Consider the following 21,956-nt stretch of genomic DNA (forward strand, 5'->3'; position numbering starts at 1 on the left):
TTCGGCCGCCGCCAGTGGCTGCCAGAGCTTCGGCCTGAGCATGGCCGAGTCGCGTCAGCTTTCGGACTTCGGCGTGGTCAGCCTGCTGCTCAGCCACCAGCGAACGCTGCGAGATGCGTTGCAGGTCGTGGTGCATTACCGTCATCTGATGAACGACTCACTGGCCATCTTCATTGAAGAGGCCGGCAAGATGGTGATCATTCGCGAAGAGGTGGTCACCGAATCGCCGATGCCCAGCCGGCAAGCCACCGAACTGGCCATCGGCGTGATGTTCCGCCTGTGCGCCGCGCTGCTCGGCAGCCACTGGCACCCTTACAGCGTCAACTTCACGCACCAGCCTCCCGACAACCTGCAACTGCATCGGCGCCTGTTCGGTTGCAAGCTGGAGTTCGGCAGCGAGTTCAATGGCATTGTCTGCTCCGACGCCAGCCTCGATGTGACCAACCCCAATGCCGACCCGGCCATGGCACGTTACGCGCAGAGCTACCTCGACTCGCTGCTCAGCCACGAAGGTCCTTCGATGCTGTTCGAGGTGCGCAAAGCCATTTACCTGCTGCTGCCGATGGGACGCGCCACCATCGAGCAGATCGCCCAGACCCAGGGCATGAACGTACGCACCCTGCAACGTCGCCTGAAAGACGACGGCTGCGCCTTCAACGACCTGATCAACGACGTGCGCCGCGATCTGGTGTTGCGCTACCTGGAAAACCCGAATTACTCGTTGGGCCGAATCGCCGACATGCTCGGCTATTCGATGGCGAGCTCCTTCACACGTTGGTTCATCACCCAGTTCGGCATGCCGCCCGCCGCATGGCGCAGCGCGCAAAAGCACCCCGTCAAAGCTCCGCCGGACTTGAGCACCCTGCCCGGCTCCAGCGACTCCTGAAGCGGACGAAGGGCAGGCAAAAAAAAACGGCGACTGCTGGCACAGTCGCCGTAAAAGAACCGGTGTTTATGACGCACCGGCCGAGGAGTCCCTCTGCAATGTGGAACGAGGTCCGGCCCTGTAGGAGCTGTCGAGCCTGCGAGGCTGCGATCGGCTGCGAAGCAGTCGTGAATCCGGCTGACGCGGTTTGCCTGATGCACCGCAGGTTCTGGTTTTACGACTGCTTCGCAGCCGATCGCAGCCTCGCAAGCTCGACAGCTCCTACGGGATAGCATTACGGCTGCCAGTATTTTTTAACAGGCTTAAAGACCCCAGCGCAGCAACAGCAGCACCAGCACGACAAGGAACACCGTCTCCCCCACCATCAGCAGGATCGGCTTGATGCCCACCGCCGCCAGCTCCTTGAGCTGGGTTTTCATGCCCAGGGCGCTGATGGAAACCACCAGGCACCAGCGCGACAAGTCATTGACCGATCCCTGCACCACCGGGGCTATCCAGCCGGTGCTGTTGATACAAGCCAGAATCAGAAACCCGACGGCGAACCATGGCAGCAGCGGCGGTCGTTTGCCGGCCGGGTCGGCGCCTTGCATGCGGGTAATCATCGCGGCGCAGACGATCACTGGCAGCAGCATGGCAACCCGCATCAGCTTGATCACCGTGGCCGTATCGCCGGTCTCGGTCGACATGCTGTAACCGGCGCCGACCACCTGGGCGACATCGTGGATGGTCGCCCCCAGGAACACGCCCGCCACTTGCGGCGACAACGACAGCCAGTTGGCAATCATCGGATACACGATCATCGCCAGAGTCGACAGCGCCGACACCCCGATCACCGTGAACAACGTTGCGCGTTCTTTCTGCGGATGGTTCGGCAATGCCGCCGCCAGCGCCAACGCCGCCGACGCACCACAAATCGCAGTAGCCCCGCCCGTCAGCATGCCGAACAAGCGTTGAAACCCCAGCGCCTTGGCCGCAATCACCGAGACGCCGATCGTCACCACCACCACAATCACCACCAGCGCCACAGGCTTCCAGCCCAGCGCGGCAATCTGTTCGAGCGTGATGCGCATGCCCAGCAACGCCACGCCAATGCGCAACACCGTACGTGCCGTGAATTCGATGCCAGCCTTGCAGGCGCCATCACCGGCCAGGAAGTTCAGCGCCATGCCCAACAGCAAGGCAAACAGCATCACCGGCGCGCCGTAATGCTCGGACAAAAAGGACGCGGCCGCCGCCACGATCAGACTGACGACAAAACCCGGCGCCAATTCGCGCGTTCGGCTGTGGATACGGGTGAGAGCGATAGTGCTCATGGCACGGACTCCTCGGGAACGATGACGATGAATACCTGGCCGTCAATGATCTCGACGGGGTAGTTGGCGACTTTGAGCTGGGTTGAATTGAGCAAGTAACCGCTGCGCAAATCGAAGCGCAGGCCATGGGCGCAGCACTGAATCACCCGCCCCTCAAGACGCCCGCCACACAGCGAGGCGCCCTGGTGCGGGCAACTGTCGTCGATGGCGAACAAGTCACCTTCAACGTTGAATAACGCCAGGCTTTTGCCATCGAATTCGAACAGCGCACGACCGCCTGCCTGCGGGAGTTTTCCGGCAGGCACGGGAATACGAAGACTCATGCCGATTGCTGCTTGCGAGTACTTTCTTTCAGTGCCTGGCTCATGGCCCCGAGCAATGCCACTGCAGGTTGCGCGCCCACCACCGTCATGCGGCGGTCGAACTGAAAGCTCGGCACGCCACTGCTCGCCCCGAGTGACCCAGCAAATGGAGTGGCGTCACCCATCAGGCAGTCGGCCAAGGCCTCGACATCAATGCCGCAGGAGCGGGCAATCGCGAGCAAGGTCTCACGGCAACCCAGGTCTTCGCCCCTCTGGAAATAAGCGGCGAACAGGCGCTCGAGCAAGATGTCACGCTGGGCAACATTGCCTAGCTCGCAGGCACGCTCGAAGAAACGATGAGCGTCTGCGGTGTTAGGCATTGTCGCGATGCGGCTCAAGTCAATGGCCAATCCGACCGCCGCAGCAGCCTGCTGTACCTGGGCCTGGCGCATGGCCACGGCGTCGGCATTGCCCAGACGCTTGCGATAGAAGTCGGCGAAGGGCTCACCTTGTACCGGCAACTGAGGCAGCAACTGCACGCCATGCCACACCGTGGTGATCTGCACATCCGGGTGGCGACTGCGAAACTGTACCTGCGCATGCTCCAGTTGACGCTTGCCGATCAGGCACCACGGGCAGATGAAATCGAAAAACACATCAATACGTAAACGACCACTCACAACTTCACCTCTAACGCCGCTTTGCCAATCGAATCGAGAACTTGCTCGCCCTTAAGCCGGGCAATGTCCTTGTGGTAATGACACTTGGCATAAAAGAACACGGCCGCAGCCGCGATGCTGACCAGTGGCACCAGCTGAAAAGCAGCCTGCAAGCCGATAAGGTCGGACACCCTGCCGGTGATGAACGGCCCAGGCGCCAGCCCCAGCATGTTGTTGGCCAGGGTCAGCGTGGCGAAGGCCGTGCCGTGGACCGAGTAATGGGTCAGGTTGGCAACCATGGCTCCGCAAGGGCCGGTCGTGCCGGCGGCAATCAACATGCCCAGGCAGATCAGCACCAATTGCCCAGGCCCCGCCGGCAGGGCGAACGCCGCCGACAGCAGCAGGCAACTGCCCAGGCAATAGGCGATGGCCAAAGCGACTTTGCGCTCCGGCGAATGGCGACACAGTCGATCACTGAGCATGCCGCACAGGATCATCCCCGCACCGCTGCACAGCACGATGATCGCGGCGAGGCCTCCTGCCTTGTCGGTGGCCATGTCGTAATAACGATTGAGGTAACTGGGCATCCACACAATGACGGTGCCGCCGACGAACAGTTGCAAGCCACTGCCGATGTAGGCCGCGATCACCGAGCGGCTGGAAAACAGCGTACGCAACGGACGCTTGACCGCGGCAGCCGTCTTGTTCGCCGCCTGAGCGGCACGTTGCGGCGCAATGCGTGCTTCCTTGACGATGACCGGGTAAAGCACCGCCAGCAGCAGACCGAACAGCGCCATGCCGGCAAACGACCAGCGCCAGCCAAGCTTGGCGGCGATTGCACCACCCAGCGCCATCCCTAACACCGAACCGAACATGCCACCCGCCATGAACGCACTGGCAAGCGTTGCACGCATGTGTTTGGGAAACACCGAGATCACCACGGCGATGCCGACGCTGCCGTACGCCGCTTCACCGACGCCGACCATGAATCGTGCAATGAACATCTGCTGATAGTCCTGCGCCAATGCGCAGCCCAGCGTCGCCAGGCTCCACAGCAAAGCCATCAGTGCCAGGCTCTTGACCCGGCCGAAGCGATCCGCCAGCAATGACAGGGGAATGGTCAGCAGCCCCACCATCAGGGCGACAATGCCACTGAGCAGGCCGAGCTGGCCGTCGCTCAGGGCCCATTCGCCCTTGAGCATCGGGAACACCGCGTTCAACACCTGACGCGACATGTAATCGGAAATCAACAAACCGAACGTCAGCGCAAAGACGATCCAGGCGTACTTGCGCGCAACGCCGACGCCACTGCAGTCATCATCGTCTGCGGCGATTGGGTGAAAGGCCATGCAGCCTCCTCAAAGCTTCGTTTTATTGTTGTTATCAAGCGTGTTGCAGTGCAGCGAGCGGGAGGCCATTGCCCCCCGCTTCGTCTGCCGATCAGCCGCGTTGTGGCACACCTTTCTGCCCGGCCTTGCGGTTGGGGGCCATGCCATTGGCCAACAGGGTTTCTTCGATGCTTTGGTACTGCACACCAATGCGGTAGATCTCACGGGCTTCTTTGCCCGTGGCGATTTCGCGACCCAGTTCATGGGCGATGCGTACGGTTTGCTTGATCTGCGCAACCGAGCCGAAACGATCGCCCTTGTGATCAATGATAGTGTCTTCATTGCCCACACGCGGGTGCATACCCATGGCCATCGCCATGGTGTTGAATGGCATGACGTTTTTGAGCAGCGACTCGGAGGTCAATGTGCAACCGTCTGGCGCGCGGTGGATGAAGTTGAAGAAGTTGAACGGATTGGGGCCATCGAAACCGCCGCCGATACCGATCCAGGTCAGGTTCAACGGGCCCTTGTAGACGCCCCTGCGCACCAGGCGCTCGAGGGTTTCCATGGCATGCATGCCGGTCAGCTGGAAATGCGGCTGGATGCCGTTGTCCATCAGACGCTTGAGGTGCTCGGCGACCCAGGCCGGGCCGGCCGGTACGGTCATTTCGCTGTACGCCGCCTGATAGGCAGGATTGGCCAGGGACGTGCCTTCCAGGTATTCCGGATACAGCAGTTCCATGATGTTCATCTGGGTGGTGTTGATGGCCACTGTGACCTGATCCGGTTTTGGCGTCAGCTCGGCCAGCATGTGCCGTGTATCGTCAGACAGCCACTTGGCGGCTTCGCCATCGCTTTCGGGGGCGAAGGAAATCGAGCCACCGACCTGGATGATCATGTCTGGCACGGCTTCACGCACACCGGCGATCAATTCGTTGAACTTGGACAGACGCTTGGAACCCTTGCCATCCAATTCACGCACGTGCAGGTGCAATACCGTTGCACCCGCCTCATAACACTCAACCGCCTTCTGCACCTGCTCGTCCATGGTCAGCGGGATGTCTTCAGGAAAGTCTTCCGGCATCCATTCGGGGCCATACGGGGCCACGGTGATCACCACCTTTTCCATGTTTTCCGGGTGCAGGGAATCGTCGAAGAATTGCATGAGTTACTCCTATTCTTATGATTGTTCCGCCCACCCGGGATCGTGCCGGGCAGGCGTGTTTACGAGTGCGAATGCAGTTGCGGTCGATCAGTAAGTCTTGTCGCCGATGATGCCGGCGCGTTCCATCTTGCGATGGCACGGCGGGTAATCCATGACGGCGTAGTGCTGGGTACTGCGGTTGTCCCAGATGGCGATGCTGTTGGGTTTCCAGCGCCAGCGCACCTGATACTCGGGGATGTAGGCCTGGCTGATCAGGTAACGCAGCAGCTCACTTGCGCCCGGGTTGGCGTCCTGGCCGAAGCGCACCCGCTCGGGGGTGTGGTAGTTGCTCAAGTGCGTCGTGAAGGCGTTGACGAACAGCACCTTCTCTCCGGTTTCCGGGTGGGTGCGCACCACCGGGTGCTCGGCATCCGGATACATCGCCTTGAGCGCCAGACGCTTTTCGATCGGCATGGCGGCACCGAAACTCGCTTCGATGCTATGGCGCGCGCGCAGGTCGGCGATCTTCACCTTCACGTCTTCGGGCAAGCGCGCATAGGCCTCGACCATGTTGGCCCACATGGTGTCGCCGCCTACCGGAGGGCACTCTACGCAACGCAGCACACAGCCCATCGGCGGCGCCTCGCGCCAGGTCGCGTCGGTGTGCCAGGCGTTTTCGTAGCGGTCCATCGGCTGGTCCGGATTCTTGTAGATGCGCACCAGCCCTGGATGATCCGGATCACTGCCGGCCACCGGATGATCCTCCAGTTCGCCAAAGCGCCGGGCGAAGGCCACATGCTCGTCACGTGTGATGTCCTGATCACGCAGGAACACCACCCGATGCTTGAGCAGCTGAGCACGAATCTCGGCAAAAAGACCGTCGTCATGGACTGCATCGGCGAGGTTGACGCCCACCAGTTCCGCGCCAATGTTGCAGGTCAATTGTTCGACTTTCATGGCAGACAACTCCCTTAAATGACGAAAATCGATGAGCCCGTGGTTTTGCGTGATTCCAGGTCGCGATGGGCCTGCACGGCATCCTGCAAAGCATAGTGCTGGTTGATCTCGATCTTGATCCGGCCGCTGCCGACATGGTCGAACAACTCGCCCGCCAACGCGGCTTTTTCCGCCGGATCGGCGATGTAATCGGCCAAGGCCGGACGGGTCAGGAACAGCGAGCCTTTCATCGCCAGCAATACCGGATCGAAAGCCGGGATCGGGCCGGATGCCGTGCCGACGCACACCATCAAACCGCGACGCTTGAGCGAGTCCAGGGAGCCCATGAAGGTGTTCTTGCCGACACTGTCGAACACCACGTTGACCCCCACGCCATCCGTCAGCTCGCGAACGCGCTGGGCGACGTCTTCATGGCTGTAGTTGATGACATGCTCGCAGCCATGGGCCCGGGCAATTTCACCCTTTGCCTCGGTGGACACGGTGCCAATGACGTTCAGGCCGAGCAGCTTGGCCCACTGCGAAACGATCAGGCCCACACCACCGGCAGCGGCGTGCAGCAGAATGCTGTCGCCGGGCTTGAAGTCGTAAATGCGTCGCATCAGGTACGAGGACGTCAAGCCGCGCATGGTCATGGCCGCGGCGGTCTCGAAACTGATGGTTTCCGGCAATTTGATCAGAGGCGCGGCCGGGATCAGACGCTCGGTGCTGTAGGCGCCCAATGTATTGAGAAAACCGGTGTAGGTGACGCGATCACCGACTTGTACGTTGGTCACCCCTGCGCCGATGGCCTGGACCACACCGGACGCTTCAACCCCCATGCCGTTGGGCATCGGGATCGGGTAAGTGCCATTGCGAAAGTAGGTGTCGGCATAGTTCAGGCCCACCGCCACATGACGAAGACGAACCTGGCCTGGACCGGGATCGCCGACTTCGACCTCTTCATAACGAAGGACTTCGGGACCACCGGTTTCGTAGAAGCGTACGGCTTTGGCCATTTTTTCTTATTCTCCAGTCTCAAGTTGGGCTGCTGCGTCGAATTGCGCTGATTGGACTGTAGGACGCCGTCTGGTGAGTCGCTTCTCATCAGACGACAATGGCTTTTCATTTCATGACAGTGAGCACTGCATCAACAGCTGCCATGGATGACTTATCCAGTGCCTCTCGATACCCTGCGCATCTCGGTGCCTGATGGTGTTCCAGGTCAAACCACCTCCCTCCAGACGAGCATGTAATGAAATCCCCTGCAGGTTTGCTGCTGTCGGCTATCGAGCTGGACCGTGCCAGCGCCATCCCCCTGTACCGCCAACTCTATTTGCAGATTCGCAAACAGATTCTCAGCGGAAAAATGCAAGGAGGCGTGCGCCTGCCGTCGACGCGGACCCTGAGCAAAGAATTGGCGCTGTCGCGGATCACCATTCTCAATGCATTCGATCAGCTGATTGCCGAAGGTTTCCTGGCCTCGCGCACTGGGGCGGGCACCTATGTCGGCAATGAGTGGGAGAGCCGAGGGATTGCCGACGAAGAGCAGCGCCAGCCACCGCGCCTGTCCGACCTGAGCCAGTCCATGCTGTCGCTGCGCAGCAGTCACTTTCGTGGGGTTTCCTATACCGATTGGGATCCTGCGACCCCCACCTCATTCCTGCCCAGCCACAGTACCTACGACGCGTTCCCCCTCGCGGTGTGGCGGCGCTTGATGAACCGCCACCTGCTCAAGCCGACCAAGGCCATGCTTGGCTATGGCGAACTGCAAGGGTTACAGGCCTTGCGCGCGGCGATTGCCGAATACGTTTTTGATGCCCGTGGCATCGATTGCAGCGCCGAGCAGGTGGTGATCGTTTCAGGGGCCCAGCAAGCCTTCAACCTGTTAGGCATGCTGTTGCTCAATCCGCAGGACAGCGTATGGATGGAAGACCCGGGACACATCGCGGCGCGCATTGCGTTGCAGGCCCAGGGGGCTCAGGTGGTCCCGTTGCGGATCGATGAACAAGGAATTGATATCCGGCAAGGCCTGGCCGAGTGCCCTGACGCCCGACTGGTGTTCACCACGCCATCTCGCCAGCATCCCTTGGGCGTGACCATGAGTTATGCGCGGCGCCAGGCACTCATCGACTGGGCCGCGCAGTATCAGAGCTGGATCATCGAGGACGATTGCGACAGTGAATTTCGCTACAGCGGCCGCCTCCTCCCCGCGCTCTACGCCATGGACCGGATGGCGCGAGTGATCTACGTCGGCACCTTCAGCAAAGTGCTCTTCCCCTCGCTAAGACTGGGTTACGTGATACTGCCGCAAGCCCTGATCGAACCCTTCTGTACCCTGCGCGCGGTGATGGATCGCAGCCCGCCGACGCTGCTCCAGGCGACGACGGCGGACTTCATGCGCGAAGGCCACTTCCTCGGCCATATTCGCCGCATGCGTACGCTGTACCAGGCTCGCCAGCAAGCACTGCTCGAGCAACTTCAGCAACAGCTGGGCGGCTTCTTCAATATCACTCCGGTGGAAGCCGGCATGCACTTGATCGCCTGGCTGCCACCCACGCTTGATGACGACGCCATCGCCAGGGAACTGGCCCGGCACAACATCCACACCTATGCCCTGAGCGACTACTGCCTCGAGCATGTCCTGCCACCTGCCCTGCTCATCGGTTTCGCCGGTACGCCTGAGGGCCAGGCGCAGGAGCGCGTCGAAGCACTGGCCCGGGCCTTGAGCAAAATGGGGTACCTGCAGGCCACTTGAAGCTAGGCAAGTGGTCTTATGATTTAACTGATAATGGATCTATCGAGAGTTCCTGACTGGCGCGATAAAGGCTGCGCCGGTAGACCCGGCGTCTGACCAGGAACGACTCGAATGAACAATAAGATCCAAGAGCGATTCAATGCCTTGCTCAGCCACAAGGCTGCCGAGGCAGGAACACCTCCCCTACTGACTGAAGCACTGGCCCGCCAACTGCTCGACCGCCTTGGGCAGATGCGCTTGTTTGCTCATGCCTATCCCTTGCTGACCAACCTCACCCATGGCCGTGTCACGCCAGCCGATTTGCTGGACTTCGCCTATCGCCACGAGTTGCAGGGGCTGAGCCTGCACTTGCTCGACGGCGAAGAAAACAGCCTGAGCCAAATGACGCCCGCACAGTTGCAAGCGTTTGCCGACAAGGCCAATGCGCTCGCACTGGATGTGCACCTGGAAATCAGCAGCACGCTGAAAAAAGATGTCGATCAGGTGATCGCCATCGCCAAGGCGCTTGGGGTTCGCAACATCCGCGTTTACTCACGCTACGAGGGGACGCTGTCCCGAGTCATGGACGTGATCGAGTCAGACCTGAATTACCTCGCGCAGCAGGCAGATGAGCACGACCTGTTCTTCGACTTCGAGCAGCATGAGGAACTCAAGAGCGCCGAGATCGCGCAACTCCTGAACCGGCTAAACCACCCACGGCTGCACGCCTTGTTCGACTTCGGCAACATGATCAACGCCTGCGAACAGCCCCTGCCGGCTCTGCACACCCTGGCGCCGCACATTCGCCAGACCCACCTCAAGGGTGTGCGTATCGTCCCCGAGCACAACGGCTTCGGCCATTACGGCGTGCTGCAGGGCAGCGACGAAGACGACCTGCCAAGCGCCCGCATGCTGTTCGAACTGTTGATGCTCGGCGACTCAACCCCGCAAGTGATCGCGTTCATTCTTGAGCAGGAAAACCACTATGTCGCCCCGGCGTTCCGCCAGACCTTTGAGGCTGCCGATCCATTCATTGCGTACCGGGAAATGAGTGACACCCCCCTCCCGGACGGCTACTCGCTCGAACGAATGCTCGCCGACGAACACCGTTGGGCGAACAACCAGGTCGCCTATGTACGAAGCCTGCTGACCGAGTTCCGAACCCTGGCCGAGTTGACCCTCGACAACCACGAAAACGCCTGAACCTGACGTTACTACCCAATTACGCCTGGAGAACAATAATGACAACTCGTGACAAGGCCAAATGGCTCAGATTCCTGATTCTCATCCTCGGTGGTGGCACCATCTACAAGCTGGCGAACCTCAAGGACGCCTTCTATGTGCCCATGCAAGAATTCATGGGCTTGAGCCACACTGAAATCGGCCTGCTGCTGAGCGCCAACGCCATCATCGCCACCGCACTGTTTGTCGTCGGCGGCATGCTCGCCGACCGCTACGACACGCGCAAAATGATTCCCATCGGCCTGATCGGTACCGGCGGCCTGGGGCTGTATCTGGCGACCTTTCCGCCCTTCAGCAATCTGCTGATCGTATTCAGCCTGCTGGCCGTCTGCGCCGATTGCTTCTTTTGGCCCTCGCTGCTCAAAGCCATCCGCAACCTGGGTGACGATCAGGAACAGGGTCGCTTGTTTGGACTGTTGGAAGGTGGGCGTGGCGTCATTGATACCTTGGTCGCCTTTTCTGCACTGGGCGTTTTCGTCGCCATGGGCTCCGGTGAAACCGGGCTGAAATCGGCCATCCTCTTCTACTCGGTCATCGACATTCTTGCCGGAACCCTGACCTGGTTCCTGCTCAAGGGCGGCAGCGCACAGTCGATTGCCAAGCCGAAGAACGGTTTGGCGAACCTGCTCGAAGCCATCAAGGTGCCGGGTATCTGGCTGGTCAGCCTCAACGTGTTCATGGTCTACATCGTCTACTGCGGCCTGACCTATTTCATTCCCTACCTCAAGGAAATGTACGGTCTGCCCGTGGCACTGGTGGGCGCCTACGGCATCATCAATCAGTACTTCCTCAAAATCCTCGGTGGCCCCGCCGGCGGCTTCATTGCCGACAAGCAATTCAAGAGCACCAGCCGCTATCTGAAATGGGCATTCCTGGCCTTGCTGCCGCTGATGGGCGTCATCCTGCTGATCCCGAAAAGCCCGAGCTTTATCTACGCAGGCATGGCCGCCACACTGTCCTTCGCGCTGATTGTGTTTTCCATGCGCGGCGTGTTCTGGGCGCCCATGGGTGAAGTCGGCATCCCTTCGCACATCACCGGTTCAGCCTTCGGTATCGGCTGCCTGATCGGCTACGCACCCGGCATGTTCGCTTACGTCATCTACGGCGCAATCCTCGACCATTTCCCGGGTCAGCAAGGCTACAACTATGTCTTCAGCTTGATGAGCCTGTTGGCCATTGTTGGATTCATGGTGTCCAGCGTGTTGTATAGGAGCGTGCGGAACAAATCGGTGGCAATGGGTGGGGTGGGTGCGGTGCAAAGCTGATCGGGGTCGCCCTCATTGAACAGGCCAAGGCCTTTCGGTGGAGCGCTCACCTTGGACTTGAAATCGTTGAGGGTTGCGACTATCAGTGAGGTTCAATCCTTCGAGGGCAATAACATGCCAACGACTGAAGAATCGATAATTGCAGCAGCAAGGCTGCGCGCCGCATATCGGGGAGAAAACGAGGCGCTGGCTGCGGCTTCAGCGCTCGAGGCCCTGGCAGTGCTGAAAAAAACTTTGAAGGGAGATAAATACCAAGAGGCGCTCGAAAGACTGTATCTCGAGTATTCAACCTCTTGATCCGCCTGTGCCGCCGTAGCGGCGGCACATTGTTCACTTATTGAGAGCAGTTTGAACTCGCATCACCTCGGAAGACCGCAAGAGCAACACCGCAGAAACGAGAAGGAACAACCGACCTGGCTTCACTTGCTGCCAGTACGTGACCACTCATCTCCCCTGACGCCCGCTGCACTGGCGACTATCAGCGCCACTACACAGGCAACCAACAAGAACAGAGCAAAAGCACCCATCACATGCAAATAAGGCAGTACGTGATTCCACGCTCGAGCTACCCCCAGGAAAGCAGCAAATAGCCAGCTGCTCATAGAGAGAGCGCCCAAGAGAGCGAGGCGAGTGCGGCCGGAGTTGCGTAACAAGACAAAAGGGGCCTTCTGCAGCAGCGGGAAACCGATCCGATGCAACAAAACACCATTGAGGCTAAGCAGCGCGACAACACTCACCTTGGCCCAGAGCTTTTGATTGAGCAGATACGCGCTCCCCTCATAGAGGTAACCCTGTAGCACCAGCAGCAAGCCACTTCCCCAAAGCGCCAATAGCGCGAGCGTGACGATTTTTTGGGTCTCTTCGAGGTACTCACGCTGCACCTCACTCAACACATCCTTGCGCCAGCTCCATAGCTTTTGATCCGCCTGTAACACCCTCCCCAGAGCAATACAGGTGGCAATCAGATGACCGTACACGAGTAGCATTTTGAGCATTACCTTGACCTTATTTTTATATGGGCAATGCACTCCCTCGCACCCTTGATATGAAACTAAATGATACAGATTCATATTTGTATCAACAAGTTACACAATCAGCCATCCATCTGGAAGCGGGTGTTTTTGCTGGGTTTTTTCCTTAGCCCGGCGCTTGCGGAGCTGACGAGTCTGCTTGGTTAACGTCAGCAAGCCGACGGGTGGGGGCAATGTGATCTGGCTGAAGCGATTCGCCAAGCATCCAACGAACCACGATTTTTACAGCCTGGTCATGCATTTTTTAACCATCAGACCCATCATCGCGGCCAGGTTACAACTCTGCTTTCGCAGGCGGGTGTCGACGTAGGCGATACGGATCTAGTCGTTTTGATTCCATCCGAGTCCCGCACTTAGCAAAACTGCTTCACTGAGGTTCCAGGCCTTTCGTGTTAATCCCCCTTATCAAAACGAACGTACGTTCGATCATTTTTAAGGATTTTATGACTGCTGAAACGTATCATCACCGAAATTAGCCGGTTTTAACCGAAATACACTCCGCATTGCACTGCGCCATCTCCGCTGACCTCGGAATTTCTCCATTTCGAGCCAGCTAGCGGAAGAGCAATACAAACAAAGAAACAGCCTCACTTAGATGAATACCGATACGCCCCCCTCCAGACGACTCTCCGCCTTCGAGGCGCACGCCCCCATTGAAAAGAGCATGTTCAACGCAATACGCGCACAAAGCTCAAATGCATGGGTGCTCGTCGAGCCTCTGCGATTACTTATTAACAATGAAACAACTATTAATCTAACCAAGATGGAGTACGCAGTACTCGACTTGTTAATAAGCAGCAGAGAACGGATAGTAAGTAATGATGCAATTGCCAAAAAACTAAACAAAAATCTTGACCACTATAAGGGGCTGGCGATGTGCCTCAGCAGGCTACAAGCGAAGTTCAAGAAGTCCGCTAGAGGAGACAACCTTTTTCGCTCGGTGAGAAATCGCGGTTACTGCATCGTCCAAGCAATACACATTGAGAAGGACTTATCTCACAGGCATAACGCATGCGATGAAAAAACCTGGAAGCGTTGCTCGCCTAATCTCCGCCACAGCATCTACTTGCTAGCTGGTGCATCCGCCGATTGGGTTGAGGTATGTAGCAGCTCTGGCACGAGAGGTGCGTATTAACCAGGCGACTATCGCCCTAAAGGAAAGCCAAGGTTTTGCACGCTGGTTTCCAGTGCTTATTTCGGTGGGTGGGTATGGGCTCGAAATAGTCTTTCTGGGGCCGGCTCAGAAGGACCTGCCCATGTCATTAAATACCTCGATGTGGTCCGGCCTTGGTCAACACTCATCACTGTGATTGCGGCCTTCAGATATCAACAGATTCCCAGTTTTACTGCTGCAGGAGGAATCACCCTTATCATTGCCGGAATCATTCTGGTCAATATTGCAAGCGTGAGCGCCAAAGCCTGCGTCCGACCACGCTGAAGCCGTGAGGATTCCACCCAGAGCCGGTGGTTTTGTGGGGGGGGTAAAAACGACCAAAAATAAAAAAGGGTCGCGAGATAAAATCTCGCAACCCTTTGAATTATATGGTCGGGACGGAGTGATTCGAACACTCGACCCCTAGCACCCCATCTTCTTTTTCATACTTCTTGAAAGCTTCCAAAATTTTACTCTGGATTTTTCTAAGCTAGTATTTACTTGAGCTCCAGCGGTGTTCTGCTCTACGAGAGTCCAGTAACGCCCATCAAGAGCCGACGTTTTTGTGGGGGGAAAAGTAGGGGGAACCCATTTTATGGCCAAAATCACCATCAAAGAACTCGAGTCGCTGACTCCCAACGATGCCGGCCGAATCCTCCGGGAGGATGGCAATCTAGCTGGTCGAATCTCAGTCCGTAAGGACGGTGTGTCGGTCAGCTTTTCTATCGTTATCGCTGGGGCGATCAGAACAAAGAGTACGCCTGCGGGTCCTGGCCGCGCAGATCCCTGACGGACATCCGTAAAGCACGCAACCAGGCACGTGCGCTCATCGATGAGCAGATCAATCCCAACGAGCAAAAGAAAACCGCCAAAGCACAGGCGCATGCCGCGACGAATGCAAAAGCCGAAAAGGAAAAGTCGACGAAGGTGCAAACACTAACCGTCCAGGATATGGCCAAGGCCTGGCTGTTGGATGGCGTCGCGCGTAAAGACGGCAATGCCGAGTTGCAACGACGTTTTAACAAGGACCTATACCCGGCACTCGGCAAAACATCGGTGAGTAGTGTGTCCGAGCACGATATTCGGGCGCTGATCCGGGCGGTCCTCAGCCGCGGCGCTCACCGGCAAGCCATCAGCTTTTTCGCCGACCTCACCCAGATGTTCAGCTGGGCCAGAAAGCGCCAACCCTGGTGGGCGTTACTGGTTGAGGGTGATCCGACGGAACTGGTCGACATCTCCCCCCTTATCCCTGCCGACTACGAAGCAGAAAGAAGCCGGATCCTTTCCTCGGCGGAGCTGTTGGAGTTGCACAACCGCTTCCAACACATGACCGCCGATTACCACGCCCTCCCCGCCGGTCAAAAGTACGAAGGTATTCGGCCGTTAAAAAAGGAAACCCAGCTCGCGCTCTGGATCAGCCTGGGCACGCTGTGCCGGATTGGCGAGTTGCTGCAGGCCGAATGGAAAAATGTGGATCTGGAACAGCAGACCTGGTTCCTCCCCAGTGAAAACGTCAAAGGCTCCCGGGGCAAGAAACAGGACCACCATGTCTTCCTCTCGCCCTTCGCGCTACATTTCTTTCAGGAACTCAAGACCCTGACGGGAGATTCCCAGTGGTGCTTTCCGAACAAGCAGGATGATGGGCATGTGGACGTAAAAGTGGTGAGTAAGCAGGTCGGCGATCGCCAGGCCCGCTTCAAAAACCGCAAGGCGCTGTCAAGACGGCGTAATGACGACACGCTGGTGCTTGCCGACGGCCAAAACGGCGACTGGACGCCGCATGACCTGCGCCGTACGGGCGCGACCATGTTGCAGGCCTTGGGGGTCAGCCTGGACGTCATCGACCGCTGCCAAAATCATGTACTGGCCGGCTCGCGGGTGAGGCGCCATTACCTGCATCACGACTATGCCGAAGAGAAGAAGCGCACCTGGAATCTGTTGGGCGATCGACTCAGCGCCGTGTTGTTTTCAACATACGAACATCCACCGACCGAGTCGATGATGTCTTTTCCAGACTACGCCGCCACTGGATCTCTGCCGCCCCCATAGGCCAAATTCTTCAATACTGAATCCCTCAGTTTCGTAATCAGCGGGGTCGGATTCGGGAAAAATCCCCCCGCCCTCGTCAAGGTGCGGATTCACGCTAAACTTTTGTTGCTAGCTGTTGTGACGGTTACGGGCTGACTGGCGATCAAATGTACGAGGCATTTAACGCATTTAAAAAAGGAATTTAAGCATGTTCATTGGACGACTCGCCGAGTTGACCGGCTGCACACCAAAAGCCATTCGACTGTATGAACAGATGGGTTTGATAAACGAGCCGGAACGCGACGGTCGATACCGGACCTACAACGCTCACCATCTGGAGATCGTCCACCTCATTCGTAGAGCACAAATTGCCGGTTTCAAACTGGCAGAGATGAGTCCCCTGATCAGCGCCAAAAACAAGCTCAAAGCCTTTCCTTTGGCGCTGGCAAACGAAGCCGTCAACGCCAAGCGTCAGCAAGTGAAAGAAAAAATCGCTGAGTTACAGGCGCTGGACCTTCATTTGATCGAGCTCAAAGGCGAGATGAACTCATTGTTCGGTCCTGCACCGACGTCAATTCTTCATAAGGCTGAGTCGATCGCCTGCCCAGATAAACAAAAGCTGACATCAGCGCCTCTTCGGGCGGTCGCGGGCTGAACCCCAATTCAGTCTTCGCCTTGACGATGCTGTACTCCTGCCGAACGTTATGGAACAGGCGCACCTGGCTGAGCAGTAACTGGGCAGGCTTGCCCGTCAGTTGCGCGGCCCGTTCCTGCATCCAGGCAATGCAGACCAATAGCCACTGCGGGGCTCGCGGTGGCTGGCGATAACCCGGCGAAAGCGCATTGGCGGCCTCGATCAGGTTGGCGAGCGACGATGAGCGCTCATTCGCAAGAATATAGCGCTGCCCTCCCCTGCCCTTTTCGGCGGCCAGAATCAAACCTTCCGCCACGTCGCGCACATCCACGAAATTGAAATGGAACCCTGGGTCCAGCGGGACCTGACGCTGTTTGACTGACTCCAGAAACCCCATGGTATCGGTCAGTTGGGTCGCGTTTGGCCCCACCATCGCCGAGGGCAGTACCGACACCATCCAGAGCCCCAGGTCGTTGGCGGTCCGCCAGGCCATTTGCTCGGAGAGAATCTTGGATTTGTAGTAGGCATTTTCGGCCTCGTCATTCCAATGCGCTTCATCCAGAGCACTGCCGTCATGACCAACCGCGGCGACGGAACTGACATAGACGACACGCTTGACGCCCGCCCGTGCAGCGGCCTCCAACACGCTACGTGTCCCCCGCACATTGGGCTCGACAATCTCGGTTTCCGGGCTTTTGGCCCAATGCTTGAAAACCGCCGCCACTTGAAACAGCACGTCGACACCGTCCAATGCCTTGAGCATTGCAAGCCCGTCCAGCAATTCGGCATAGACCAGTTCGCAATCAAGCCCCGCGAAGGGCGCCGTGTTACCGATGTCACGCACTCCGGCTCGGACTCTGTAGCCCTGACTGAGCAATGCTCTGACCAAGGTGTTGCCCAAGTGCCCATTGGCGCCCGTGACCAGACATAACTTGCTCACTGAAACTCCTTCTTCTGGAAGAGAACCATTCTGTTCAGGATCGAGAAAATCATAGAGTCTGTCCCGCAGGACAGAGTCAAGCGTGTCTTGGCACGTTAGTTCGAGTTATCAGAAAAACATGCCGCCGAAACATTTAGACACATCTGAGCAACACAATATTTAGAATATTTAACACCAGCAAGCATGAAACGATCGTTCCAAGTTTAAAAAAACACCATATAAAACACCACCTTATTCATCTGTCCCTTAGGACAGATGAATCGTGTTTAGCAAAAAAAAATTTCGAATCACACTTGTTGAGTTACAACGCGAGCACTGATAGCATTTCGCTACTGATCGAGAGCTCCACTCTTCGACTGATAACGCATGGACGCAGTAATGGATTTCAGCCCACAACTTTTATCTCTCCGCCAATTCTGCGAAGCGCTCTTCCCAACCGCTTTCCGTACGGCGATGTTTTTCTTGAGCGCTAACCTAAACATCAAGTCCTATCCTCACGCCCATCTTTAGTGCGTTTCCCGGCCGCTCTTGGCCCGGCAATTAAATAACTAGACAGCTTTAATAAAACGCAACCATTGCGACATTTCCGCGTGAACGATTAAAAATATAATACTTCGATCTAAGGCGTGCTCATGTTCAAACCATTCGTCTTCGCTATTTCAGCGCTGCCTGCACTTGCGCTCGCCGGAGAGTTCAACTCCGACTCGAAGATTTCATACCAGACTGCTGAAAACATATCCGTCGACAAGCTCTCCAAGTCAGAAACACGGTTCTATAACGCGCTGTCTTACGAAACCGACACCGATGCCCGTTTTCTGTTATCCACCCGCATCAGATGGAACATGAGTGGCCAACTTGAGCCAGGAGAACCCGATCAAACCGCGCTCTCGCCCATCAACGATGGCCGTAAGATCTATGACAACTATCCTTTTCAGTTCGAACTGCGTGAACTCTATTTCAGAGACACCCTGGGTGAAGACGGAACGCTGATTCTCGGCAAACAACAAGTGGTGTGGGGCCAGGCCGATGGGGTCACGGTGCTGGATATTGTCAACCCCATGAATTACCGCGAGTTCATCCTCGAAGACCCCGAAGAAGCCCGCATCCCGACATGGATGGCCAACATCGTGGTGCCGGTGGGCCAGTTTGATCTGCAATTGCTGTGGATCCCCGACCAGACCTACACCGACTTTCCGAATTACAACGAAGGCGAATTCGCCATTCGTTCGCGGCGGTTGATACCCCAGGCACCTCCCGGGTTGACGTTGCCCGTTGAGCGACGTCGCGCCGAACGCCCCGACCGGCCCATTAAAGATTCTGACGTCGGCATGGCCCTGACAACCAGCGTTGAGTCATGGGATTTCTCGCTCAACTACATGTATCACTACAACGACGCTCCGTTCTTCGAAACTCAAGTATCCATGGCGGGTACGCGCCCGGTGATTGTTGTTCGCGAGCGTTATGAAAGAACCCATACCTTTGGTGGCAGTGCCAGTACTTCAATTAATGATTTCGTCTTGCGCAGCGAGTTGGCCCACACCACTCACCGCTCGGTAATCGACTACGACCTGAATAGCGAAAACGGACGATTCCAGACCAACGACACCAGTTACGTCTTGGGACTTGATTATTATGGCGTAGAAGAAAGTGTATTCAGTGCTCAGTTCTATCAAAGCATCCTGGGTGAGACCACCGAGTACCTGCCACGCAAGAAAGTCGACAGCATCATGACCTTTCTCTACCGAAAGGACTTGCTGCACCAACGAGACAGTTTTGAAGCCCGATGGCTGACCAACAATAATGATGGCGATGGTTTGTTTCGTCTTCAGTACACATCGAAGCTGAGTAAAAACATTAAAGGAACCGTCGGACTTGATGTTTTTTACGGCGATAAGAATGGACTATTCGGACAGTTTAATAACAATGACCGCATTCAGTTAAAACTAGACTTTTACTTTTAACCCCCCTACCGCCAACGACCCCGAGTTTGCTTGGGACCGACTGCCTGCGAGAATGAAAATGCAGACCATCAATCATAGATTCAGCCATGCAATGACCCAAGGCGATGCCGTTTGGACGTTCGCTGATACGAATTGCTCGTACACGATTGCCGAAATAGGTGCGATTGTTGATACCTGCTCGTCGAAACTGGCCAGTCAGGGACTGCGGCGGCAGGACCGGGTGGGCCTGGTCCTGAACAACAGTATCGAACTGGTCGGCTATCTATTGGCTTGCTGGCGATTGAACCTGGTGGCGGTCCCCCTCAGAACCAAATCGGGCAAATATCTGAACTACGCGGATTTCCTCGCCAGTTGTGACAGCTCTTGCAGCTTCAAACTGGTGCTGTGCGACGGTGCAATCACGGCCGAGGACATCGAGCAATGGCGTTCACGCACGGGTCTTGAGATTCACTCGGAGCCCACATTCAACCCTCAATGCGTGGAAGTACTGCCGCTGGGTGCAGATGTCCAGCCAGAGGACATGGCGATCATTCAGTTCTCTTCCGGCAGTACCGGTTTCCCGAAGGGCATCATTGTCACCCATGACATGATCATGAATCAGTTGAGGCACATCGAGCTGTCCCACAACGCCAGCAGGCACGGTATCCCCATCAAAAACAGTGCCTCCTGGACGCCGATTCATCATGACATGGGCTTGTTTACCGGCGTCTTGTTGCCCATCTACGCCGCTTGCAACCATCTGCTCGCGACACCCGACTACTACATGCGCAATCCGGCGCGTTGGTTCAAGTTGCTATCAGAGAAACAGGCAGACTTGAGCTTCATCACCAATTCGGCGCTGGTGGCGGCACTTCGAACGGTGAAGCGTTTATATGGTGATGAACAAATTGATCTGTCCCGACTGCACCTCTACATCTCGGCAGAGAAAATCAGCGCGTTGGTACTAAGAAAGGTCAGGGAGCGATTCTCGCCTTTGAAGTTGCTGCCGGAACATATTCACTCAGCGTATGGAATGGCTGAAAACAGTCTGGGCGCGAGTTGCAGTAAACTGGGTGAGCTCAAGATTCTGATAGTCAGCATTAGTCCCGACGGTGATGTGAAACTCGCCGCCAGTGAAGATGAAGATCGCATTGAACTGGTTTCATCAGGACAAGCCAACGCTCGCCATCGCATTACGGTGCGCGACGCGAATGATCGCCCGTTACCGGAACTCAAGCTGGGCGAAATTAACATCGAGAGCGATTGCCTGACGCCCGGTTACTTGAACATGCCGGAGGCCACCCTCGCCAAACTGAAAGACTGTCGTCTGCGCACAGGTGACCTAGGGTTTTTCCATGAACAGGAACTCTACTTTTATAGCCGCCAGGACGATTTGATTATCATCGGCGGCAGAAACATTGTCCCGGACGACATTGAAGAAACCATCGAGAGTTTTGACTTTGTCCGCGCCTCCGGCAGTGCGCTGTTGTCGATGGAAAACAGCAACACGGGTTTGATGGAACTTCACCTGGTGCTTGAGGGGGATGCCAATGACAACAACAGTGAGCGCGCGCAAAAACAGCAAACCCTGACGTTGGCGGTTCTAGACACTCACGATGCGTTGTTGAGTCGGGTTCATTTCTGCCCACGAGGAAGCATTGAAAAAACTTCAAGTGGCAAGAAGCGCCGGCGGGTCATACGCCAGCGTCTGATCGACAAGCAACTCGTTGCTTTTTCGGCGCAGCACACCAGTCCCTGAATCACCCGGGCGCCTGTAACGCTCACCTTACCACCAATGCTATTTCACACATGGAGCAGTGACAGAATGAACGAGCATGCACTTGACCCTCTGACTTACGCGCCCCCGGCCTTATCGTCAGTCACGCGTGAAACTGTTGGAAACTGGATTTCCAGTTGGTTGACCGAACGTGATTACGATGAGAGTCAATCGATTTCCATCGACACACCGTTCTCTGAAATGGGATTGAGTTCAATCGACGCCGTTGAACTCGCCGCTGAACTTTCCCATGTTTCAAAAGTGCAATTGGATTCGACGATCGCCTGGCATTGGCCCACCCCTGATTCACTGGCAGGTTATGTGGCCGATACCGCCAGGGCCTATGTGCCAACGTCGGCCGAGGAGCCCGCAGGGCACAACGCGGCTTTCTTGCATCTGGATGAACAGGGCATGGCAGAACTTCTTGAGAGCTTACTACACCCACACAGTTTGACGCCGGCCACGTGATAACACGCGGCCAGAACTATCTGACCACTCGCTGACTTAAGTATCGAGCTGCGTTGCTCCTGAAAGAACCACTCCATTTAAATAAGCGCTGACCATCGATGTGCGGCCTCTTTCGCTGCAGGTTGGCTCGTGGTCACGGTTTGGCAATTTGCAGCACTTTTTTACTCGCCCTTTTG

18 protein-coding genes and 4 pseudogenes are annotated in these 21,956 nt (G+C 56.8%); 13 read left to right on the forward strand and 9 right to left on the reverse strand.

Going from position 1 to position 21,956, the window contains the following annotated elements:
- Positions 1 to 886, forward strand: an 886-nt coding sequence (locus tag PMI36_RS13815) for an AraC family transcriptional regulator (RefSeq protein WP_008072376.1), incomplete at its 5' end; no start/stop codon positions are given.
- A 302-nt stretch (positions 887 to 1,188) separates the two neighbouring features.
- Here PMI36_RS13815 and PMI36_RS13810 read toward each other — a convergent pair.
- The 7 genes from PMI36_RS13810 to PMI36_RS13780 form a co-directional block, all read right to left on the reverse strand.
- Positions 1,189 to 2,199: a YeiH family protein gene (locus tag PMI36_RS13810; protein ID WP_008072377.1), complete on the reverse strand. Its 1,011-nt coding sequence runs from the start codon at positions 2,197 to 2,199 to the stop codon at positions 1,189 to 1,191.
- Positions 2,196 to 2,522, reverse strand: a complete 327-nt coding sequence (locus tag PMI36_RS13805; protein ID WP_008072378.1) for a Rieske (2Fe-2S) protein — start codon at positions 2,520 to 2,522, stop codon at positions 2,196 to 2,198. Before PMI36_RS13805 ends, PMI36_RS13810 begins: the two co-directional genes overlap by 4 nt.
- Positions 2,519 to 3,181, reverse strand: coding sequence for a DsbA family oxidoreductase (locus PMI36_RS13800; RefSeq protein WP_008072379.1), 663 nt, complete (start codon positions 3,179 to 3,181; stop codon positions 2,519 to 2,521). Before PMI36_RS13800 ends, PMI36_RS13805 begins: the two co-directional genes overlap by 4 nt.
- Complete coding sequence (locus tag PMI36_RS13795) at positions 3,178 to 4,509, reverse strand: MFS transporter (protein WP_008072380.1); 1,332 nt, start codon at positions 4,507 to 4,509, stop codon at positions 3,178 to 3,180. The genes PMI36_RS13800 and PMI36_RS13795 overlap by 4 nt, the downstream gene beginning before the upstream one ends.
- Before the next feature lie 91 nt (positions 4,510 to 4,600).
- Positions 4,601 to 5,653, reverse strand: a complete 1,053-nt coding sequence (locus PMI36_RS13790) for a 3-keto-5-aminohexanoate cleavage protein (protein WP_008072381.1) — start codon at positions 5,651 to 5,653, stop codon at positions 4,601 to 4,603.
- Between the two features lie 87 nt (positions 5,654 to 5,740).
- Positions 5,741 to 6,589 carry a TauD/TfdA dioxygenase family protein gene (locus PMI36_RS13785; RefSeq protein WP_008072382.1) on the reverse strand — a complete coding sequence of 283 codons (849 nt, stop codon included), beginning with the start codon at positions 6,587 to 6,589 and terminating at the stop codon, positions 5,741 to 5,743.
- A gap of 14 nt (positions 6,590 to 6,603) precedes the next feature.
- A complete protein-coding gene (locus PMI36_RS13780) occupies positions 6,604 to 7,584 on the reverse strand; it encodes a quinone oxidoreductase family protein (RefSeq protein WP_008072383.1) in 981 nt (326 codons plus the stop codon).
- A 236-nt stretch (positions 7,585 to 7,820) separates the two neighbouring features.
- Between PMI36_RS13780 and pdxR the strand changes: the two genes are divergently transcribed.
- The 4 genes from pdxR (at position 7,821) to PMI36_RS0129635 (ending at position 12,106) form a co-directional block, all read left to right on the forward strand.
- Entirely contained in the window at positions 7,821 to 9,323 is a 1,503-nt protein-coding gene (pdxR, locus tag PMI36_RS13775) for a MocR-like pyridoxine biosynthesis transcription factor PdxR (RefSeq protein WP_008072384.1), read from the forward strand.
- A gap of 111 nt (positions 9,324 to 9,434) precedes the next feature.
- Complete coding sequence (locus tag PMI36_RS13770) at positions 9,435 to 10,505, forward strand: sugar phosphate isomerase/epimerase family protein (protein WP_008072385.1); 1,071 nt, start codon at positions 9,435 to 9,437, stop codon at positions 10,503 to 10,505.
- A gap of 38 nt (positions 10,506 to 10,543) precedes the next feature.
- Positions 10,544 to 11,809, forward strand: coding sequence for an MFS transporter (locus tag PMI36_RS13765; RefSeq protein WP_008072386.1), 1,266 nt, complete (start codon positions 10,544 to 10,546; stop codon positions 11,807 to 11,809).
- Positions 11,810 to 11,860: 51 nt separating this feature from the next.
- Entirely contained in the window at positions 11,861 to 12,106 is a 246-nt protein-coding gene (locus PMI36_RS0129635) for a hypothetical protein (RefSeq protein ID WP_008072387.1), read from the forward strand.
- Between the two features lie 122 nt (positions 12,107 to 12,228).
- Here PMI36_RS0129635 and PMI36_RS13760 read toward each other — a convergent pair whose 3' ends face one another.
- Positions 12,229 to 12,804, reverse strand: a complete 576-nt coding sequence (locus tag PMI36_RS13760; protein ID WP_008072388.1) for a hypothetical protein — start codon at positions 12,802 to 12,804, stop codon at positions 12,229 to 12,231.
- 256 nt (positions 12,805 to 13,060) lie between these two features.
- Here PMI36_RS13760 and PMI36_RS32490 point away from each other — a divergent pair.
- From PMI36_RS32490 to PMI36_RS30680, 5 genes and pseudogenes are all read left to right on the forward strand, one after another.
- Positions 13,061 to 13,197: pseudogene (locus PMI36_RS32490) on the forward strand (DinB family protein); the annotation flags it as partial.
- Positions 13,198 to 13,504: 307 nt separating this feature from the next.
- Positions 13,505 to 13,975: a winged helix-turn-helix domain-containing protein gene (locus PMI36_RS32495; protein ID WP_443216705.1), complete on the forward strand. Its 471-nt coding sequence runs from the start codon at positions 13,505 to 13,507 to the stop codon at positions 13,973 to 13,975.
- Positions 13,929 to 14,278: pseudogene (locus tag PMI36_RS32325) on the forward strand (DMT family transporter). The gene PMI36_RS32495 and the pseudogene PMI36_RS32325 overlap by 47 nt, the downstream one beginning before the upstream one ends.
- A gap of 310 nt (positions 14,279 to 14,588) precedes the next feature.
- Positions 14,589 to 16,042, forward strand: a pseudogene (locus PMI36_RS0129645) (tyrosine-type recombinase/integrase).
- A gap of 187 nt (positions 16,043 to 16,229) precedes the next feature.
- A pseudogene (locus PMI36_RS30680) lies at positions 16,230 to 16,538 on the forward strand (MerR family transcriptional regulator); the annotation flags it as partial.
- Positions 16,539 to 16,551: 13 nt separating this feature from the next.
- On the opposite strand, the gene PMI36_RS13755 reads toward PMI36_RS30680, so the two are convergent.
- A complete protein-coding gene (locus PMI36_RS13755) occupies positions 16,552 to 17,595 on the reverse strand; it encodes an NAD-dependent epimerase/dehydratase family protein (RefSeq protein WP_008072392.1) in 1,044 nt (347 codons plus the stop codon).
- Positions 17,596 to 18,227: 632 nt separating this feature from the next.
- On the opposite strand from PMI36_RS13755, the gene PMI36_RS13750 reads away from it, so the two are divergent.
- From PMI36_RS13750 to PMI36_RS13740, 3 genes are all read left to right on the forward strand, one after another.
- The gene (locus PMI36_RS13750; RefSeq protein WP_008072393.1) at positions 18,228 to 19,556 is read left to right on the forward strand and encodes a DUF1302 family protein; all 1,329 of its coding nucleotides are present in this window, start codon (positions 18,228 to 18,230) and stop codon (positions 19,554 to 19,556) included.
- A 58-nt stretch (positions 19,557 to 19,614) separates the two neighbouring features.
- Positions 19,615 to 21,294, forward strand: coding sequence for an AMP-binding protein (locus PMI36_RS13745; RefSeq protein WP_008072394.1), 1,680 nt, complete (start codon positions 19,615 to 19,617; stop codon positions 21,292 to 21,294).
- A gap of 66 nt (positions 21,295 to 21,360) precedes the next feature.
- Positions 21,361 to 21,780 (forward strand): acyl carrier protein, encoded by a 420-nt coding sequence (locus PMI36_RS13740; protein ID WP_008072395.1) that lies wholly within the window; start codon positions 21,361 to 21,363, stop codon positions 21,778 to 21,780.
- The last annotated feature ends 176 nt before the right edge of the window (positions 21,781 to 21,956 follow it).

This window comes from Pseudomonas sp. GM79, assembly GCF_000282495.1.
In the GTDB taxonomy this organism is placed as follows: domain Bacteria; phylum Pseudomonadota; class Gammaproteobacteria; order Pseudomonadales; family Pseudomonadaceae; genus Aquipseudomonas.

What these genes read in the sequence shown, in the direction of transcription:
- PMI36_RS13740 (WP_008072395.1), top strand. Translation starts at nt 21,361, where the DNA reads ATGAACGAGCATGCACTTGACCCTCTGACTTACGCGCCCCCGGCCTTA.
- PMI36_RS13770 (WP_008072385.1), top strand. Translation starts at nt 9,435, where the DNA reads ATGAACAATAAGATCCAAGAGCGATTCAATGCCTTGCTCAGCCACAAG.
- PMI36_RS13780 (WP_008072383.1), bottom strand. Translation starts at nt 7,584, where the DNA reads ATGGCCAAAGCCGTACGCTTCTACGAAACCGGTGGTCCCGAAGTCCTT.
- PMI36_RS32495 (WP_443216705.1), top strand. Translation starts at nt 13,505, where the DNA reads ATGTTCAACGCAATACGCGCACAAAGCTCAAATGCATGGGTGCTCGTC.
- PMI36_RS13790 (WP_008072381.1), bottom strand. Translation starts at nt 5,653, where the DNA reads ATGCAATTCTTCGACGATTCCCTGCACCCGGAAAACATGGAAAAGGTG.
- pdxR (WP_008072384.1), top strand. Translation starts at nt 7,821, where the DNA reads ATGAAATCCCCTGCAGGTTTGCTGCTGTCGGCTATCGAGCTGGACCGT.
- PMI36_RS13750 (WP_008072393.1), top strand. Translation starts at nt 18,228, where the DNA reads ATGTTCAAACCATTCGTCTTCGCTATTTCAGCGCTGCCTGCACTTGCG.
- PMI36_RS13810 (WP_008072377.1), bottom strand. Translation starts at nt 2,199, where the DNA reads ATGAGCACTATCGCTCTCACCCGTATCCACAGCCGAACGCGCGAATTG.
- PMI36_RS13795 (WP_008072380.1), bottom strand. Translation starts at nt 4,509, where the DNA reads ATGGCCTTTCACCCAATCGCCGCAGACGATGATGACTGCAGTGGCGTC.
- PMI36_RS13785 (WP_008072382.1), bottom strand. Translation starts at nt 6,589, where the DNA reads ATGAAAGTCGAACAATTGACCTGCAACATTGGCGCGGAACTGGTGGGC.
- PMI36_RS13805 (WP_008072378.1), bottom strand. Translation starts at nt 2,522, where the DNA reads ATGAGTCTTCGTATTCCCGTGCCTGCCGGAAAACTCCCGCAGGCAGGC.
- PMI36_RS13765 (WP_008072386.1), top strand. Translation starts at nt 10,544, where the DNA reads ATGACAACTCGTGACAAGGCCAAATGGCTCAGATTCCTGATTCTCATC.
- PMI36_RS13760 (WP_008072388.1), bottom strand. Translation starts at nt 12,804, where the DNA reads ATGCTCAAAATGCTACTCGTGTACGGTCATCTGATTGCCACCTGTATT.
- PMI36_RS13745 (WP_008072394.1), top strand. Translation starts at nt 19,615, where the DNA reads ATGCAGACCATCAATCATAGATTCAGCCATGCAATGACCCAAGGCGAT.